At 36.0% G+C, this 16,159-nt stretch carries 15 protein-coding genes, 2 pseudogenes and 1 riboswitch; of the genes and pseudogenes, 8 read left to right on the top strand and 9 right to left on the bottom strand.

Annotated elements, in window-relative coordinates; all coding sequences use genetic code 11:
• The first annotated feature begins 148 nt into the window (after positions 1–148).
• From ptsG to ptsP, 3 genes are all read left to right on the top strand, one after another.
• Positions 149–2,209 (top strand): glucose-specific PTS transporter subunit IIBC, encoded by a 2,061-nt coding sequence (gene ptsG, locus PLX19_RS22750; protein WP_272191128.1) that lies wholly within the window; start codon positions 149–151, stop codon positions 2,207–2,209.
• Between the two features lie 138 nt (positions 2,210–2,347).
• Complete coding sequence (gene ptsH, locus PLX19_RS22745; RefSeq protein WP_020059386.1) at positions 2,348–2,611, top strand: phosphocarrier protein HPr; 264 nt, start codon at positions 2,348–2,350, stop codon at positions 2,609–2,611.
• Positions 2,611–4,323: a phosphoenolpyruvate--protein phosphotransferase gene (gene ptsP, locus PLX19_RS22740; RefSeq protein WP_272191127.1), complete on the top strand. Its 1,713-nt coding sequence runs from the start codon at positions 2,611–2,613 to the stop codon at positions 4,321–4,323. Before ptsH ends, ptsP begins: the two co-directional genes overlap by 1 nt.
• Positions 4,324–4,624: 301 nt before the next feature.
• On the opposite strand, the gene PLX19_RS22735 is transcribed toward ptsP, so the two are convergent.
• The 3 genes from PLX19_RS22735 to PLX19_RS22725 all read right to left on the bottom strand — a co-directional run bounded on the left by PLX19_RS22735 (position 4,625) and on the right by PLX19_RS22725 (position 6,289).
• Positions 4,625–4,894, bottom strand: coding sequence for a DUF3915 family protein (locus PLX19_RS22735; RefSeq protein WP_272191126.1), 270 nt, complete (start codon positions 4,892–4,894; stop codon positions 4,625–4,627).
• Positions 4,895–5,120: 226 nt separating this feature from the next.
• The gene (locus tag PLX19_RS22730; protein WP_272191125.1) at positions 5,121–5,339 is read right to left on the bottom strand and encodes a hypothetical protein; all 219 of its coding nucleotides are present in this window, start codon (positions 5,337–5,339) and stop codon (positions 5,121–5,123) included.
• A gap of 332 nt (positions 5,340–5,671) precedes the next feature.
• Positions 5,672–6,289 carry a nitroreductase family protein gene (locus PLX19_RS22725; RefSeq protein WP_272191124.1) on the bottom strand — a complete coding sequence of 206 codons (618 nt, stop codon included), beginning with the start codon at positions 6,287–6,289 and terminating at the stop codon, positions 5,672–5,674.
• A gap of 325 nt (positions 6,290–6,614) precedes the next feature.
• Here PLX19_RS22725 and PLX19_RS22720 point away from each other — a divergent pair, with 325 nt between their 5' ends.
• The 4 genes and pseudogenes from PLX19_RS22720 to PLX19_RS22705 all read left to right on the top strand — a co-directional run bounded on the left by PLX19_RS22720 (position 6,615) and on the right by PLX19_RS22705 (position 10,286).
• Complete coding sequence (locus tag PLX19_RS22720; protein WP_272191179.1) at positions 6,615–7,910, top strand: sensor domain-containing diguanylate cyclase; 1,296 nt, start codon at positions 6,615–6,617, stop codon at positions 7,908–7,910.
• Positions 7,911–8,008: 98 nt separating this feature from the next.
• A complete protein-coding gene (locus PLX19_RS22715) occupies positions 8,009–9,142 on the top strand; it encodes a serine hydrolase domain-containing protein (protein ID WP_272191123.1) in 1,134 nt (377 codons plus the stop codon).
• Positions 9,139–9,949: pseudogene (locus PLX19_RS22710) on the top strand (NAD(P)-dependent oxidoreductase). Before PLX19_RS22715 ends, PLX19_RS22710 begins: the two are co-directional and overlap by 4 nt.
• A 4-nt stretch (positions 9,950–9,953) precedes the next feature.
• Positions 9,954–10,286 (top strand): DUF3909 family protein, encoded by a 333-nt coding sequence (locus tag PLX19_RS22705; protein ID WP_272191122.1) that lies wholly within the window; start codon positions 9,954–9,956, stop codon positions 10,284–10,286.
• A 28-nt stretch (positions 10,287–10,314) separates the two neighbouring features.
• On the opposite strand, the gene PLX19_RS22700 is transcribed toward PLX19_RS22705, so the two are convergent.
• The 6 genes from PLX19_RS22700 to PLX19_RS22675 form a co-directional block, all read right to left on the bottom strand.
• Positions 10,315–10,593, bottom strand: coding sequence for a hypothetical protein (locus PLX19_RS22700; protein ID WP_272191121.1), 279 nt, complete (start codon positions 10,591–10,593; stop codon positions 10,315–10,317).
• A 274-nt stretch (positions 10,594–10,867) separates the two neighbouring features.
• On the bottom strand, positions 10,868–11,398 hold the full coding sequence (locus tag PLX19_RS22695) for a 1,2-dihydroxy-3-keto-5-methylthiopentene dioxygenase (RefSeq protein WP_272191120.1): 531 nt from the start codon (positions 11,396–11,398) through the stop codon (positions 10,868–10,870).
• Positions 11,376–12,014 (bottom strand): methylthioribulose 1-phosphate dehydratase, encoded by a 639-nt coding sequence (locus PLX19_RS22690; protein WP_272191119.1) that lies wholly within the window; start codon positions 12,012–12,014, stop codon positions 11,376–11,378. Before PLX19_RS22690 ends, PLX19_RS22695 begins: the two co-directional genes overlap by 23 nt.
• Positions 12,011–12,670 (bottom strand): 2-hydroxy-3-keto-5-methylthiopentenyl-1-phosphate phosphatase, encoded by a 660-nt coding sequence (locus PLX19_RS22685; RefSeq protein WP_272191118.1) that lies wholly within the window; start codon positions 12,668–12,670, stop codon positions 12,011–12,013. Before PLX19_RS22685 ends, PLX19_RS22690 begins: the two co-directional genes overlap by 4 nt.
• Positions 12,667–13,911 carry a 2,3-diketo-5-methylthiopentyl-1-phosphate enolase gene (gene mtnW, locus PLX19_RS22680; protein WP_272191117.1) on the bottom strand — a complete coding sequence of 415 codons (1,245 nt, stop codon included), beginning with the start codon at positions 13,909–13,911 and terminating at the stop codon, positions 12,667–12,669. Before mtnW ends, PLX19_RS22685 begins: the two co-directional genes overlap by 4 nt.
• A gap of 65 nt (positions 13,912–13,976) precedes the next feature.
• A riboswitch (SAM riboswitch) is annotated at positions 13,977–14,083 on the bottom strand.
• 51 nt (positions 14,084–14,134) lie between these two features.
• Positions 14,135–15,325, bottom strand: coding sequence for a pyridoxal phosphate-dependent aminotransferase (locus PLX19_RS22675; RefSeq protein WP_272191115.1), 1,191 nt, complete (start codon positions 15,323–15,325; stop codon positions 14,135–14,137).
• A 14-nt stretch (positions 15,326–15,339) separates the two neighbouring features.
• On the opposite strand from PLX19_RS22675, the pseudogene PLX19_RS22670 reads away from it, so the two are divergent.
• Positions 15,340–16,100 (top strand): annotated as a pseudogene (locus PLX19_RS22670) (carbon-nitrogen family hydrolase).
• Positions 16,101–16,159: the final 59 nt, after the last annotated feature.

Here is a 16,159-nt window from a genome sequence, read left to right as displayed (position 1 = left end):
GATCAGGCATGAGTGGAGAAAAGTTAGGAATGTAAGCTAAAGAAAGGGATATACTACCCTTTGTATAGCTATCGTTCTATCTTTTTTTCCCTCATGCCTTTTGGCGTTTGTCGAAAGTATCAATTATATTAAGAGAGGAAGGATATTTATGTTTAAGAAGATCTTTGGTGTTCTTCAAAAAGTCGGTAAAGCGCTTATGTTACCAGTTGCAATCTTACCGGCTGCAGGGATTTTACTTGGATTTGGTAACGCTTTTCAAAATCCACAATTAACAAATCATATCCCTGCGTTAAAAGCAGATTGGTTTGTTCTAGTTGCAAAAATTATGGAACAATCTGGTGACATTATTTTCGCAAACCTTGCACTATTATTCGCAGTAGGGGTTGCCATCGGATTAGCAAATGGAGACGGAGTAGCTGGTTTAGCAGCATTCGTTGGATATTTGATTATGAACAAAACGATGAGCGTATTCTTAGGAGTAGACAAGCTAGTTCAAGTAACAAGCAAAGCTGGAGATCCAATTAAAACTGGATTTGCAGATCCATCGTATGCAAACGTTTTAGGAATTCCAACACTGCAAACTGGGGTCTTTGGTGGTATTTTAGTCGGTATATTAGCAGCATATTGTTATAATAAGTACTTTAATATTGAATTACCATCATACTTAGGATTCTTTGCTGGTAAACGTTTCGTGCCAATTGCAACAGCAACATTCTCTTTAATTTTAGGAATTGCAATGTGCTTTGTTTGGCCGACAATTCAAGGTGGTTTGAATTCATTCTCGCATCACATGATTGATACAAATAAAACATTAGCAGCATTTATATTCGGTTTAATCGAACGTTCTTTAATTCCATTTGGATTACATCATATTTTCTATGCACCATTCTGGTTTGAGTTTGGTCAATATACAAGTGCAGCGGGTGACGTTATTCACGGTGACCAGAAGATTTTCATGGCACAATTAAAAGATGGTGTTGAGTTAACAGCTGGTACATTTACAACTGGTAAATTCCCGTTCATGATGTTCGGTCTTCCAGCAGCAGCGTTAGCAATGTATCATGAAGCACGTCCAGAAAATAAAAAACTAGCAGCAGGTATTTTAGCTTCTGCAGCGTTAACATCTTTCTTAACTGGTATTACAGAACCGATTGAGTTCTCATTCTTATTCGTAGCACCTGTACTATTTGGAATCCACGCAGTATTTGCTGGGTTATCATTTATGACTATGCAAATTTTAAACGTTAAAATCGGGATGACATTCTCTGGTGGTTTAATTGACTTTATCTTATTCGGTGTATTACCAAACCGTACAGCATGGTGGTGGGTAATTATTGTTGGTCTTGTACTAGCAGTGATTTACTACTTCGGATTCCGCTTTGCAATTCGCAAATGGGATTTAAAAACACCAGGTCGTGAAGTAGTTGAAGAAAATGATGGAGCAGGAAAAGTAGAAGCAGGCGAGCTTCCAGGTGAGATTTTAGTAGCACTTGGTGGAAAAGAAAACATCGCTTCTTTAGATGCTTGTATTACACGTTTACGTGTGCAAGTAAAGGAACAAAAGGATGTAAATAAAGATCGTTTAAAAGAGCTTGGAGCAGCAGGTGTTCTTGAAGTTGGTAACAATATTCAAGCTATCTTCGGTCCAAAATCTGATACTTTAAAATCACAAATTCAAGATATTATGGCAGGTCGTGCAGTGCATGTTAAAAAAGAAGCACCTGCGAAAGTAGAAGCACCTGTACAAAAAGATACAAATGAAGTAATCGCGATTCCAATTGAAGGTAAAATCTTACCAATTACTGAAGTACCAGATCAAGTATTCTCTGGGAAAATGATGGGTGATGGTTTTGCAATCGAACCAACAGAAGGAACAGTAGTATCTCCTGTAAATGGTGAAATTGTGAACGTATTCCCTACAAAACATGCAATCGGTATTCAATCAGAAGGCGGAAAAGAAATTTTAATTCACTTCGGTATTGATACGGTAAAATTAAATGGTGAAGGCTTTGAAGCGTTAGTTTCTCAAGGAGATAAAGTAACACAAGGCCAACCGTTATTAAAAGTAGATATAGCGTTTGTAAAAGAAAATGCACCTTCTATTATTACGCCAATTGTTTTCACAAACTTACAAGAAGGCCAACAAGTTGAAATCAAAAAGCAAGATAATGTCAAAAAAGGTGAAACAAACGTTATTGATATTCACTAAAATTTAGACGTAAAATGTTTATAATTATAATAGGCGATGTGGTTGACCGAGCATCGCCTATTATATACAATATAGATAGTGTGATACTCACATCTATACAACTTCAAATATACTGTAGTTTAAAGGAGATAGATCATTATGGAAAAAATCTTTAAAGTAACTAGCGACTCTGGAATTCATGCTCGTCCAGCAACTTTACTTGTAAACACTGCAAGCAAATTTGGTGCGGATATTAACTTAGAGTATAATGGAAAAACTGTAAACTTAAAATCAATTATGGGTGTTATGTCTTTAGGTATTCAACAAGGCGCAGAAATCAAAATTACTGCAAACGGTGATGATGCAGCTCAAGCAGTAGCAGCTATCGAAGAAACTATGAAAAACGAAGGATTAGGAGAATAATGACTCTTAACATTAAAGGGATTGCTGCATCAAGTGGTATTGCCATTGCAAAGGCGTTCCGTTTAGAAAATCCTGAATTTAACCTTGTAAAGAAAACGATTTCGGATGAAGCTGCAGAAATCGTACGCTTAGAAGCTGCGCTTGAAAAATCAAAATCTGAATTAGAAGCAATTAAAAATCATGCTTTTGCTGAGCTTGGTGCTGATAAAGCTGCTATCTTTGAAGCGCATTTACTAGTATTAAATGATCCAGAACTAGTAAATCCAGTGAAAGATAAAGTGAATAACGAAAAAGTAAACGCTGAATTCGCGATGGATGAAGTTGCATCAATGTTCATTAGTATGTTTGAGAGCATGGATAATGAATATATGAAAGAACGAGCAGCGGATATTCGTGATGTGACAAAGCGTGTTATTGCACATCTACTTGGAATTAACTTCTCAAACCCTAGCACAATTTCTGAAGAAGTAATTATTATTGCAGAAGATTTAACGCCATCTGATACAGCTCAGTTAAATCGTAAATATGCAAAAGGTTTTACAACTGATATTGGTGGACGTACATCTCACTCTGCAATTATGGCTCGCTCTATGGAAATACCAGCTGTTGTTGGTACAAAAGTTGTTATGGAACAAATCCAAAACGGCGATATCGTAATTATTGACGGTTTAGACGGAGAAGTAATTGTAAACCCATCTGAAGAAACTCTTCGTGCTTATGAAGAAAAGAAAGCAAAATTTGAAGAACAAAAAGCAGAGTGGGCAAAATTAAAAAATGAAGCGACAGTTACAGCAGATCAACACCATGTTGAGCTTGTAGCAAACATCGGTACACCGAAAGATGTAAAAGGTATTATTGATAACGGTGGTGAAGGTGTTGGCTTATATCGTACAGAATTTTTATATATGGGCCGTGATAATCTTCCAACAGAAGAAGAACAATTTGAAGCATACAAATCTGTTCTTGAAGGTGTAGGAGAAGGTCAACCAGTTGTCGTTCGTACACTTGACATTGGTGGCGATAAAGAGCTTCCATACTTACATTTACCAAAAGAAATGAACCCGTTCTTAGGCTACCGTGCAATTCGCTTATGCTTAGAAGAACAGGATATCTTCCGTACACAACTTCGTGCTTTGCTTCGTGCGAGTGTATACGGCAACTTAAAAATTATGTTCCCGATGATTGCAACTCTTGATGAATTCCGTCAAGCAAAAGCAGTTTTATTAGAAGAGAAAGAGAAACTTGTACAAGCTAATGTAGCTGTTTCAGACGCTATTGAAGTAGGTATGATGGTTGAAATCCCTGCTTCTGCAGTATTAGCTGACCAATTTGCAAAAGAAGTAGATTTCTTCTCTATTGGAACGAATGACTTAATTCAATACACAATGGCAGCGGATCGTATGAATGAACGCGTATCTTATCTATATCAACCATATAATCCATCGATTTTACGTCTTGTAAAAATGGTTATTGATGCAGCTCATAAAGAAGGAAAATGGGCTGGTATGTGCGGTGAGATGGCAGGAGATGCTCTAGCAATTCCATTGTTAGTTGGATTAGGATTAGATGAGTTTAGTATGAGTGCAACATCTATTCTTCCAGCGAGAACACAAATTCGCAAGCTTTCAAAAGCGCAAATGGAAGAATTAGCACAAAAAGCTTTAAACATGTCAACTGCTGAAGAAGTAGTAGAACTTGTAAAAAGCATTTAATGAAAAAACCTGGGATTGATTTGAAATCGGTCCCAGGTTTTTTTATACAATTCATTTTTGGTGGATTTTGTATTCTCTATAAATACAAGATGAAAAGATGATATAAAACCTCTTTCTTTTGAGCAGAAGGCGAGAGCATCTGGTCGTGCGTGGAAGTGGTAATATTGTATTCTGCATAGCAGCGACTTATATGTCGAAAAATTAAAATAGACTTATAAATTTATTTGTTTTCGGGTCAATCAGCCTCCAAAATAAATAAAGCCAGGAAAGCTATTGCTTTCCTGGAAAGTACTAACTCTTATTAGAAAACGATAGCTACAACGTCATGTGGGCAAACACGTAATAAACCTGTACCTGGAATATTGCCTCCTGAGAAAAGTGCTGCGCCATTTGAGAAGCCTTCAAATACAACGTTATTAAAAGAACCGTTATCTCTAATTGTTAATAGTGAAATTGTAGTACCGATTGAAAGGTTTTTTAGAACGTTGCATAAAGGAGTTTTATGACCATCATCGTGTTTTTTGTGATGGTCATATCTGTGGCCGTCATCAAATCCAAAACATCCGAACATAATTCTCACCCCCTTCACATTAATAAGATATGCTCTAGGTACATGCTTTGCTTGGACGTAGTAAAGAATTTTTTAAGATTTTTTCCTGTTCTTCAGGAAAGGAATAAATGCTTTAGGTAGAATGTTGTTATTTCTCTTATAACATATGAGAATAGGGAAATGAGAGTTTGGACAAAAAGCGGATATATATAGAAAAAAGACTGCCTCTTTTTCATAAAGACAGTCTTTATATTTTTTTACTTTTATATAAAACAATGATATATACAGGAAGTGCTAATAGTAATGGTACAAAGGAGCGAGAGGTATGCTGACTAATTTCTGATTGAAGCGTTGTTTCTTTTGAAAACTGTAACATCGCAATATTTGTCATATCCCCAACGAAGTACAGAAGTAGTACTGTGACTATGTAGCACAATATGGCGATAAAGCTTCCATATAAATTCAACGAAAATCCCTCACTTGTTATCAATTTGTTACTATTGTATCACAATTGTAACAAAAAAGCACCTTTAGATTATATTCTGCTATTCCTAGGTAGTAATCCGCTCTTAATATTTAGAGAAAAGTGAAGCAGATAAATATGTGCAAATTAAAAAAATGACATAAAAATTCCTTTCTTTTAGAGGAGGACGAGAGCATCTGGGCGTGCATAGACGTGATTTAAATGTCGAAAAATTAAAATGGATTTATATAGGTGGATAATAGCGGCTGTCATATCCAAAGTTGGTGAGAGTTTCATTAGTGAAGGATGAAAAAAACCTCCACTGATGGAGGTTTTTATTTTGCCCATTCTGTTACTTGTTCTACGCTCATGCGTGGTGCTGGGTGCCCTGCTAATGTAGATTCACCGATTGTAATTAACATAATTGGAATGTAACGAGAAGAAACGTTAAACTCTTCCATTAATGATTGTGGATTAAATCCTCCAATTGCACATGTATCCCAACCAGTTGCTTTTGCTGCAAGCATAAGTTGCATTGCTGCTAAGGATGCGTTTGAGAACGCTGCATCACGCGGGTATTGTTCACGTTGATAAGCACTTTCAATATTTTGGGCTAAACGATTTTTTGCTTCTCCTTGCATAAGTCCTTGCTCTACAAGTGGGCCATATACAGAATCAACACTTTTATATGCTTCTAGGTCACCTAATATGGCAACAACTGCAGAGGCATCGAGAATTTGTTGTTGATTATATGCGATTGGATGTAAACGACGTTGTACATCTTCTCCTTGGAATACAAGGAATTTCCAATGTTGTAGATTCCATGCTGATGGTGCTTGGCCAGCAGCTTTTAAAATATCATTTAGTTCCTCTTTTGAAATTTCTTTTTCAGGGTTGAAAGCACGATTAGATGTACGTTCGTATAAAACAGTAAAGAAATCTTGCTTTGTCATTATAGTTCCTCCAAGCTTCGTTTCTAATTATAAATAATTCGAATGAAAAAAACGTTCTTTACTTACATTTTGTAAGTTGGTACTGTAAAAGGATATAATATATACATTTCTATTGTCAAGTCCTTTAAAAAAGATATGGATAATAGAAGATATTCGCACAGACGTCTTATTTATTGGTGACATACAATAAAAAGATGATACAGTGCTTTAATGGTTTTATATAATGTGAAACTGCTATACGATGGTTTGTTGAACAATTCAAGTTCTTAAGAGTAACTCTGTAGTAGAGTGTAAGAATGGGATAAATGAAGTGAGTGAAGGCCTAATGGTTCACATTCTACGTTTTTTGTTGGAACATACAGTTTTTCAAAACGTATTACATGATCTCGATATGAATGTATTATATATTGAAGAAGGACATAATGAGCAGCAGACAATTGCGATGTTAAAGCCAAAGTGCTTGTTTTTGGCACATAGTTTTAAGGAAGGAAAAATATTGTTTGAAAAAGTTCAACCGCAAATTGTTATTATATACATCTCTCAAGCTTCTCAGGTTGATTTTGTAAAAGAACTCTTCACTACAGATATTTCGTTTATCATTGTATGGAGTGAAGAAGTAACATCTCAATTTGTGGACCTTATTAAACTTGGTATACGAAATATTGTATTACCTCCAATTACATCGCAATCTGTACTTGCTGAAGTGCAAAAGAGTGTGTATGAGTTATCATTAGTAAAACAAGTCATGTTACAGCAAGAGTTACTTCAAATGATATTTGATTTTCAGAATGATTTATTCCTTATTTTAGAAGATGATGAAATTATAGATTGTAATACGAACTTTTTGCGCTTTTTCGGATATGAAGATCTTATGTCATATCATGAGCAGCATATGACATTTGCAGAATATTTTGCCCAAGAGAATGGGTATTATATTGCGGAGAATAATACAATGTGGATTGATGATTGCTTAACGCACGCAAGAAAAATTAAAATGTATAATGAGGTAGGCGAAGGGAGAGTATTCTTGTTACGTATTGCTCCGCTACCTAATGATGTATCGAGATTCATCGCGACATGTACAGATATTACAGAGCTAGAAGAAGAATATAAAGAGCAAGAGCGTTTAGCAACAACTGATTCTCTGACAAATATTTTTAATAGGATGAAGTTTCAAAGACTATTTTCAGAAGGCTGGGAAACTGCTTTAAGAATGAACCAATCATTTGCTCTCGTTTTATTTGATCTGGATAACTTCAAACAAGTAAATGACACGTATGGGCATGATTTTGGAGATTTAGCATTGATACAATTGACGGAACTTGTAACAGCAAAATTACAGCCGCATCATGTTTTTGCGCGGTGGGGCGGAGAAGAATTTGTTCTTTTTCTGTCTCAAACAACAGAAAAAGAAGCATTTCAAATCGCAGAATCGCTTCGTTTTTTTATTGAAACAAAAAAATTTTCTGGAATTTCAAAGATAACCGCAAGTTTTGGTGTCGCTGCATTTGAAAATGGAATTACAAAAGAAATGTTAATGCATCGAGCAGATGTTGCATTATATGAAGCAAAGAAGAAGGGGAAAAATCAAGTTTGCTTATATCGAAAAGAAAAAATGTAATGTTTTTTCGCAACAAATTGTTGCGATTTTTTTTTATTAACGGATAATGGTGAAGAGGGGGGAGTAAATATTTAAGCTGCGATGGAGGATTTTTAGAAATGAAGACGTTATGGAGTACAATTATTTTTTTACTTTCTGTTTTATTAGTAGGAAGCTATTTCTTTTTTAAAGTACCTGCTAAAAAAGAAGCGCAATCAATAAAAACTGCTGTCCCTGCTAATACAACGAAAGAAAAAGAAAAAGAAAAAGAGAAAGAAATTGATTATACTGCTGTTACCCAAAACCTGGATCAGTATCTAAAAGATAAACAATTTAATGGATCAGTCCTTGTTTCCTATCAAGGTCGTACAATATTAAATAAAGGGTATGGCTATGCGGATATACAAAAACAAATTGAAAATACACCACAAACAAAATATCGAATTGGTTCTATTACAAAAATGGCCGTTTCTGTATCAATTTTACAGTTACAAGAACAAGGGAAGTTAAATATACAGGAAAATGTACATACGTATATTCCGTCTTTTCCTGCTAATAAAAATATTACATTATATCATTTATTAACGCATACATCGGGACTTCCTGAACACGGGAAAGGGAAAGTTAATGCGGCATCCCGACTTAATTTAGTAACGTGGCTTGGACAACAACCAACTGCTTTTCAACCGGGACATGGCTGGTTATATACAGATTATAATTATATGTTGCTAGCTTATATTGTAGAAAAAATTACGGGACAATCTATAGCACAATACGTTAAAGAGCATATCTTTATTCCAGCCGGAATGACAGAGTCTGGCATGGGAGAGACACCGGAAGGCGATGCGAATTTTTCAAAAGGATATAAAAAGAAAGAGAATGAACTTGTATTAGCTCCGAAATTAATCATGAATTGGTTATATGGATGCGGTGAGATGTATACAACGGTGAATGATATGAAAAAGTTAGACGAAGCAATTATGACAAGTAAGCTTATTTCACCTGAAAGTTTAAAATTAATGTTAACACCACCCGCAGACAGAAAATACGCATTTAGCTTATATATATATCCAGATTATTATCACAATCATGGTGTACTTTCAGGATGGAATACATTTAATAACTTTAATTGGGATAAAAAACTATTTGTCACTGTATTTTCAAATGTGCAAAATGGAATTAATGATGATTTTAATACTGAATTTCGCAAACTTGTGAGTGATTTGTTAGAAAAAGAGGAGATGAAAAAATGAAGCAGTTATTACCACCAGCTTCTATTGGTTTTGTTGGTACCGGTGTTATGGGGAAAAGTATGGTGCGTCATTTACTAAAGGCAGGCTATACGGTGCATGTATATAATCGTACAAAAGAAAAAACTGCAGATTTAATTGAAGAAGGTGCACAGTGGTGTGATTCTCCAAAGGAAATTGCAAGAACAGTAGATGTCGTGATGACTATGGTCGGGTATCCGCATGATGTAGAGGAAGTATACTTTGGCGAAACGTATTTACGAAGAAGGAAAGAGTAAAGGGATTTATGTATTAGATGCTCCTGTATCGGGCGGAGATATTGGAGCAAAAGAAGGGCGTCTTGCAATCATGGTTGGTGGAGACGAAGAAGCATATAAAGCATGTCTGCCATTATTTGAACTGTTAGGTAAGAATATTATGCTGCAAGGAAAAGCAGGCAGTGGTCAGCATACAAAAATGTGCAATCAAATTGCGATTGCATCTAATATGCTTGGTGTATGTGAAGCACTTGCTTATGCTAAAAAGGCAGGATTAGATCCAGAAAAAGTGTTACAAAGTATTTCTACTGGTGCAGCAGGCAGCTGGTCATTAAGTAATTTAGCACCTCGTATGTTACAAGGCGATTTTGAACCAGGGTTTTACGTGAAACATTTTATGAAAGATATGAACATTGCTTTAGCAGAAGCAGAGCAACTTGGATTATCTGCACCTGGCTTAACTCTTACGAGAGAATTATATGAGCAATTGATACAAGATGGTGAAGAAAATAGCGGAACACAAGCATTATATAAACAGTACATAAAGGAGTGATTGAATGAGTTTAGAAAAGTTCGATAATATTATTCGTACAGTACAGTGTTCAGAAACGACTTTTATTAATGACAAACAACTAGCTGCGTTTAAAAAGAAATATAACTTTGAACCAGTATTTGAATATGGCAGAGATGCAACAGGTCGTTATGTTATTCGAACAACGAAAGAAATGCTAGAAGAGATGGAATTTTATTTAGCATTAAAATATGAGCGTGATCTTATTGATTTATATATGAATGCCGAGGTAGACGGGAAATTTTATGTTTCGGTTAGCTACGGTGACGATGCACTTCATTTACAAGAGCTATTTCAATTTTTAGAAGAGAATAAATAAAAAAGTCCTCATATGAGGACTTTTTTATTTATGAAAGACTTGTTGCTCGGCGTACTTTTTCAATTGGAAAGGGAATCACTTCAGCCATTCTGTTTCGAGTAAATCGTTTTGTGCGAGCGTGACGTAATATATATAATGCAAACAGTAACCCAACAGGAACAGCACCATATAAACTAAAAAATAAAGCGCTTACAGTGGATGCGACGAAACCAATCATACCAATTTCTAACTCATCCATAATAGCCCCCACAACAGCAGGTATAGACCCACAAACGACACCAAAAAGAATTGCTATTATTAACTCCATATATTCCCTTCCTCCTTTTTACAATTTCGTTCTTTTCTTCTATTATTTGTATTATAACACATTTTAAACAGAATATTCAGAAAAAATTCATAAAATGTTCATAAATTTGTAAAAAATATTCAACAAAAAAGAAGGTTTATCTCATAAAAGGAGATAAACCTGTCCAAAGGAGGATGTATATATGTAGAGTGAATAAAGGAAAGGAAAAGGGGAAACCAATTCTCTTTATTCAACATGCTACCTTAATAAAGTGAAACTTCCATCAGTGGGGGTCTTACTGTCCACGAATAGTGGGATAAATAGGAACCCAGCCTTCAGTTGTTACAAAAATACGAATTGCCACAATTTGACGATCGTTTTGAAGGGAAAAATAATGTCTCGTGTTTTCAGGAACCGAAATTAAATCTCCTGGTTCAAGTTCAACGTCAAAGAACCGATCATTTTTTCCTTGGATGGTAAAAATGCCATGTCCGCTAACGATAAATCGGACTTCATCATCAGTATGGTGGTGTTCTTGTTTAAAGTTTACTAACAATTCATCTAGATTAGGTGTTGCACTAGAAAGTGAAATAACATCGCTCGCTTGATAGCCGCGGCGCTTAGAAATCTCAGTAACTTCTGGCGCAAACACTTCTAAAATTTCATTTTTATTTTCATCAGTTAATGCGTAGTTTTCTAGTAAATGACCAGGAAGTTTTGTAATATCCCATTTTTCATATAAAACACCTTCATTTTGTAAGAACTGCTGCACTTCTATTGTATTTTCAATACGTGTGTTCATTTCATGAATACGTATTTGCACCATGTTGAACACCTCCTTTAATTGATAAAAGTTTAATGTGGAACTGGAATAGAAACTCGTATGCTTCTAATCTTTTTTTTGTATCAAACCCATCTTTTCCCCAAACGGTAATACCGTGATTACGAATTAAAACAGCACCTGCATCTTCATGAATATGCTTACGGAATTGCTCACCTAAAGTTGGAATATGTGCATAATTTTCGATAATTGGAATTCGAATAGAAGCTCCTTCTTCCCAAATGTTGAGCGCTTTAATAATTTCTTGATTGCAGAGTACAACTTCTTGATCGTATACGTTCGTAATGACATTATTATCAGTCGTATGAATGTGTAAGACACATGCAGCATTTGTCAGGTTATAAATGTGAGTGTGCAGCAGTGTTTCGGCAGAAGGGCGTAAATTAGTTTCTAAAACAGGATTGCCGTGTTGATCAACTAACAAAAAGTCATCCGGTGTTGTTTTTGTTTTATCTCTTCCACTTGCTGTAACGAGAAAGGTAAGAGGATTATCACTCACTTTTATTGAAATGTTACCGCTTGTTGCTGGAAACCAATTTCGGTCAGTTAATTCTTTTTTCAGTTCACTCAGTTCTTGCCACTGACGAAGGAGCTGCCTCACTTTATCACCCCTAACAATTTTTCTACTTCGTTTTGTATATTATGAAATGTTTCAAATGGTATATAAGGAATATGGTGTTCTATACATTTAGTAATCAAAAAGTCACGAGCAAATACTTTGTCAGCAAGTTTTGCTGCTTGAAAATCTGTAATAGAATCACCAATTACAATTTTAAAATCGCTTTGTGAGCTTAAATTACGAATAAGCGTTGATTTACAGAGACCACATTTATTTTCACAATGTTCATCGCACGAATGCGGCCAATTTACTTGAATTGTGTCATTGGAAAAATCAGTTGTATTACAGTAAATGTTGTCAAAATCAACAAGTCCTTCGAGAAGAGGATAAACAAAAAAGTCCATTCCCCCTGATATGATATAAAGTGAGATATTATTTTTTTGTAAATAATGTACAAATTCTGTAAAGCCAGTACGAATGCCTGCGGTTTCTTTTATAAAAGTTGTAATTTTAGCCTGTAAACTTGAAGGTAATAGAGAAAAAAGTTTTCCTACACCTTCTTGAATAGAAAGTTCTTGCGATAAAATTTGTTGTTTAATAGTTTCGGCCTCTGGTGGAGCAAATTGTTGCATAATGGAAACAATATTATCGTTATTTGTAATTGTGCCATCGAAATCACAAAAAATTTGAATTCTCATGGTTTTACCTCTTTAGCTGGATTGCCCCATAGGCGCAAGGCAGCTTGTAAATAAGAGTCATCACTCTTATGAAGCGGCGTGTTTGTTAATGCTGCATCGATAGCAGCTCGAAATGCTTTTCCGCCCCCCTGTGCGCCGGATGGGTGGCCGTGAATACCGCCGCCAGCATTAATGACACATTGCTCACCGAAGTCACGAATGAGAAGTGGAACAAGTCCTGGATGAATGCCAGCAGATGGAACAGGAAAGCTACGCTTAAAGGGTTCGTTTTCATCTGTAAGTGCTTTAGCTAAATAAAGTGCTTCTTCTTGTTGTAAAGCGACATTTCCATATGGTGATGGAAACAATGAGAGATCTGCACCAGCATAGCGAAGAAGCTTGCCAAGTAATAAAGATGGAGAAAATCCGTATAATTTAGATGCTATGTAAGTTCCGCTTACTGCTGGATGTGCCATAATTGGGATAGAAATATCATTGTCTTCCGCTAAAGCTTGCAACACATCAAGTCCATATGCAAATACGTTGAAAAGTAATAGATCAGCTCCAGCAGCAACGGCTTGTTTTGCCTTTTCTTTTAAATCATAAGTCCGTCCTGAAAGATTAACAGCATATAACGTTTTATGACCATATGTTTCATAAACAGATTGTAATACTTCTTTTCCGGCGTGAATCCGTTCTGACAGTGGTGTTAACGGATTATCAAATAAAATTTCATCATCTTTTACAATGTCAACACCGCCGCTTGCTTGATCGCGAAGCTGTGTTTTTAAATAACCGATATTCCGGCCGATCATTCCTTTGAAAATACTCATGAGAAGAGGTCGATTGTGAACATTTAAATTGTTTCGTATTTCATCGATGCCAAATTTAGGACCAGGGAAGCTCCTTTTGATTTCATCAGAAAATGTTAAATCAATTAATTTAATTTCTCCGTCCAAGGATAATTTCCCGAAAACAGTTGTAAAAATGGCTGGTAAGTCGGTTGTGAAGTTAGCAGCTGGATAGTGAATTTTAATCAGTCCACGTGCTACTTTTTTATCAAGATATATGTTTGTTTTTTCATCATCTTCTAATTTTTCTACGCTAACGACTGAACCTTTATGTTGTTTTAATTGTTCTTGTAGCAAATGGGGTAAGTGTGTCCACGAACCAACTGTTAAACCGAGAGCAATTTGCTCTGCTTTTTTGATTAAATTATGAGAATCATCGTGAATGAAGTAAGTTGCTGTTATTCCGCTCATTTTCATAACCTCCTAGTTGAATAAAAAAAACCTCTCAGCTAAGGAGAGGTTTTTTTACAACCAGCTCCTTATCTGTCAGCGTAACGCTGCGAGAATTAGCACCGTGCCTACATAAAGTAGATCGGTTGCCGGGTTTCATCGGGCTCGTCCCTCCACCAGCTCTTGATAAGAAGTATTTGGAAATGTTTAGAAATTTCAATAACTGAATTTTGACAGAGAATTTTTACGTTGTCAATGATTTTTTGAAAATTTTTAATTTAGCAATTCTATGAACTGCTTCTTGAAGGCGCTCCTCTGAATGTAATAAACCGACGCGAATATAACCTTCCCCGTGTTTTCCGAAGCCGATGCCTGGGGCGACAGCAACGTGCGCTTGTTTTAATAGTACATCAGCAAATTCCTCTGACGTATACCCATCTGGAACGGGGAGCCAGGCAAAGAAAGAACCTTTCGGTGAAGTGACATTCCAGCCGATAGAACGACAAGCAGTAATAAAAGCATTTTTTCGAGATTCATAGCACTCTACGAGTTCATCGACACAAGTTTGCGGGCTTAATAATGCTTCGCGAGCAGCTTCTTGTACAGCACCAAAAATACTAACATACATATGATCTTGTAATAAGTTAATCGTTTCAATAACACTTTCATTCCCAACGGCAAACGCGATGCGCCATCCTGCCATATTATATGTTTTTGATAACGTATAAATTTCAATACCAATATTTTTTGCCCCATCGATTTGTAAGAAACTCATCGGCTTTTTAGTATCAAAACCGATGGCGCCATACGCGAAATCATGGCAGACTAAAATGTCATGTTTGTTTGCAAACGATACAGTTTCCTCAAAGAATTTTGTTGTTGCAACGGCTCCGGTTGGATTGTTTGGATAGTTTAAAAACATTAATTTTGCTGCATCGGCAGTTTGTATATTAATCTTTGTATAATCAGGTAAAAATTTATTTTCTGCTAGTAGTGGCATTGTAGCAATCTTTGCCTTTGCTAAGGATATCCCTGATAAATAGTCTGGATAACCTGGATCAGGAACAAGGATTGTATCATTTGGATTCGTAAAACAAAGTGGTAATTCAACTAAGCCAGCTTTCCCGCCAAATAGAATAGCTACTTCTGTTTTCGGGTTTAATTGTACACCGTATTCACGCTCATAAAATGTAGCGACAGCCTCTTTTAAACTTTCATGTCCTCGAAATGGAGGATATTTATGATGAATCGGGTGTTCTGCTGCACGTTGTAATGCTGATACGATGTGTGCTGGTGTTGGTTGATCTGGATTTCCTTGTCCTAAGTTAATAACATCATGACCAGCCTGCATTACTCTATTTACTTTGGCGACAAGAGAAGCAAAAAATTGTGTTGGTAATGATGTTAATATCTCAGAATGTTGAAAATATTTCATACTTTCCACCTCTTTTGAAAGTTGTTGCAATTATAGTGACAAATGATATAATCTTTCCAACTTTTTGTAAAGAAAAAAATAAAAAGGAAGAAGGAAGAGCGTAATGAAAATTGCTTGTGTACAAATGAATATCAGTTTTGGTGATGTTGCAAAAAATATAGAACATGCTGAAACAAAAATAAACGAAGCGATGAAGGAAAATCCAGATGTTATTGTATTACCAGAGTTATGGGCAACAGGTTATGATTTAGAGCGTCTTCCTGATATTGCTGATCAAGATGGCAATTATACGAAATGGTTATTAGCAAAGTGGAGTAAGCAAAATGGTATAAATATTGTTGGGGGTTCGATCGCAAAGCAGACAGAGAATGGTGTTACAAATACGATGTATATTAGTGATCGAACCGGAAACATTGTGGCCGAATATAGTAAAGTGCACTTATTTCAGCTGATGGATGAGCATAAATATTTGATTGCTGGAAATGAAACGGGGCATTTTCTATTGGAGGGTATACCATGTGCAGGAACAATTTGCTATGATATTCGTTTTCCAGAGTGGGTGCGCGTTCATACTGCGCATGGGGCAACCGTGTTATTTGTTGTAGCGGAGTGGCCGCTTGTTCGTTTAGCGCATTGGCGAGTATTGCTTCAAGCAAGGGCGATTGAAAATCAATGTTATGTTGTGGCTTGCAATCGTGCTGGGAGTGATTCTAATAATGTTTTTGCAGGACATTCTCTTATTATTGATCCTTGGGGAGGTGCGACACGTTCCTAAGTGAAAAGCTTAGGCGCTGTCGAACTTACAGTTCAACAGTGAACTGTCATTCTGAGAAG

The sequence above is a fragment of the Bacillus sp. BP-3 genome (assembly GCF_028401955.1).
GTDB lineage: Bacteria > Bacillota > Bacilli > Bacillales > Bacillaceae_G > Bacillus_A.
This window is presented reverse-complemented; position numbering and strand designations above follow the sequence as displayed.

Excerpts from the sequence above, each read along its gene's own strand:
- ptsG (WP_272191128.1), top strand. The coding sequence starts at position 149 with ATGTTTAAGAAGATCTTTGGTGTTCTTCAAAAAGTCGGTAAAGCGCTT.
- ptsH (WP_020059386.1), top strand. The coding sequence starts at position 2,348 with ATGGAAAAAATCTTTAAAGTAACTAGCGACTCTGGAATTCATGCTCGT.
- ptsP (WP_272191127.1), top strand. The coding sequence starts at position 2,611 with ATGACTCTTAACATTAAAGGGATTGCTGCATCAAGTGGTATTGCCATT.
- PLX19_RS22735 (WP_272191126.1), bottom strand. The coding sequence starts at position 4,894 with ATGTTCGGATGTTTTGGATTTGATGACGGCCACAGATATGACCATCAC.
- PLX19_RS22725 (WP_272191124.1), bottom strand. The coding sequence starts at position 6,289 with ATGACAAAGCAAGATTTCTTTACTGTTTTATACGAACGTACATCTAAT.
- PLX19_RS22720 (WP_272191179.1), top strand. The coding sequence starts at position 6,615 with ATGGTTCACATTCTACGTTTTTTGTTGGAACATACAGTTTTTCAAAAC.
- PLX19_RS22715 (WP_272191123.1), top strand. The coding sequence starts at position 8,009 with ATGAAGACGTTATGGAGTACAATTATTTTTTTACTTTCTGTTTTATTA.
- PLX19_RS22705 (WP_272191122.1), top strand. The coding sequence starts at position 9,954 with ATGAGTTTAGAAAAGTTCGATAATATTATTCGTACAGTACAGTGTTCA.
- PLX19_RS22700 (WP_272191121.1), bottom strand. The coding sequence starts at position 10,593 with ATGGAGTTAATAATAGCAATTCTTTTTGGTGTCGTTTGTGGGTCTATA.
- PLX19_RS22695 (WP_272191120.1), bottom strand. The coding sequence starts at position 11,398 with ATGGTGCAAATACGTATTCATGAAATGAACACACGTATTGAAAATACA.
- PLX19_RS22685 (WP_272191118.1), bottom strand. The coding sequence starts at position 12,670 with ATGAGAATTCAAATTTTTTGTGATTTCGATGGCACAATTACAAATAAC.
- mtnW (WP_272191117.1), bottom strand. The coding sequence starts at position 13,911 with ATGAGCGGAATAACAGCAACTTACTTCATTCACGATGATTCTCATAAT.
- PLX19_RS22675 (WP_272191115.1), bottom strand. The coding sequence starts at position 15,325 with ATGAAATATTTTCAACATTCTGAGATATTAACATCATTACCAACACAA.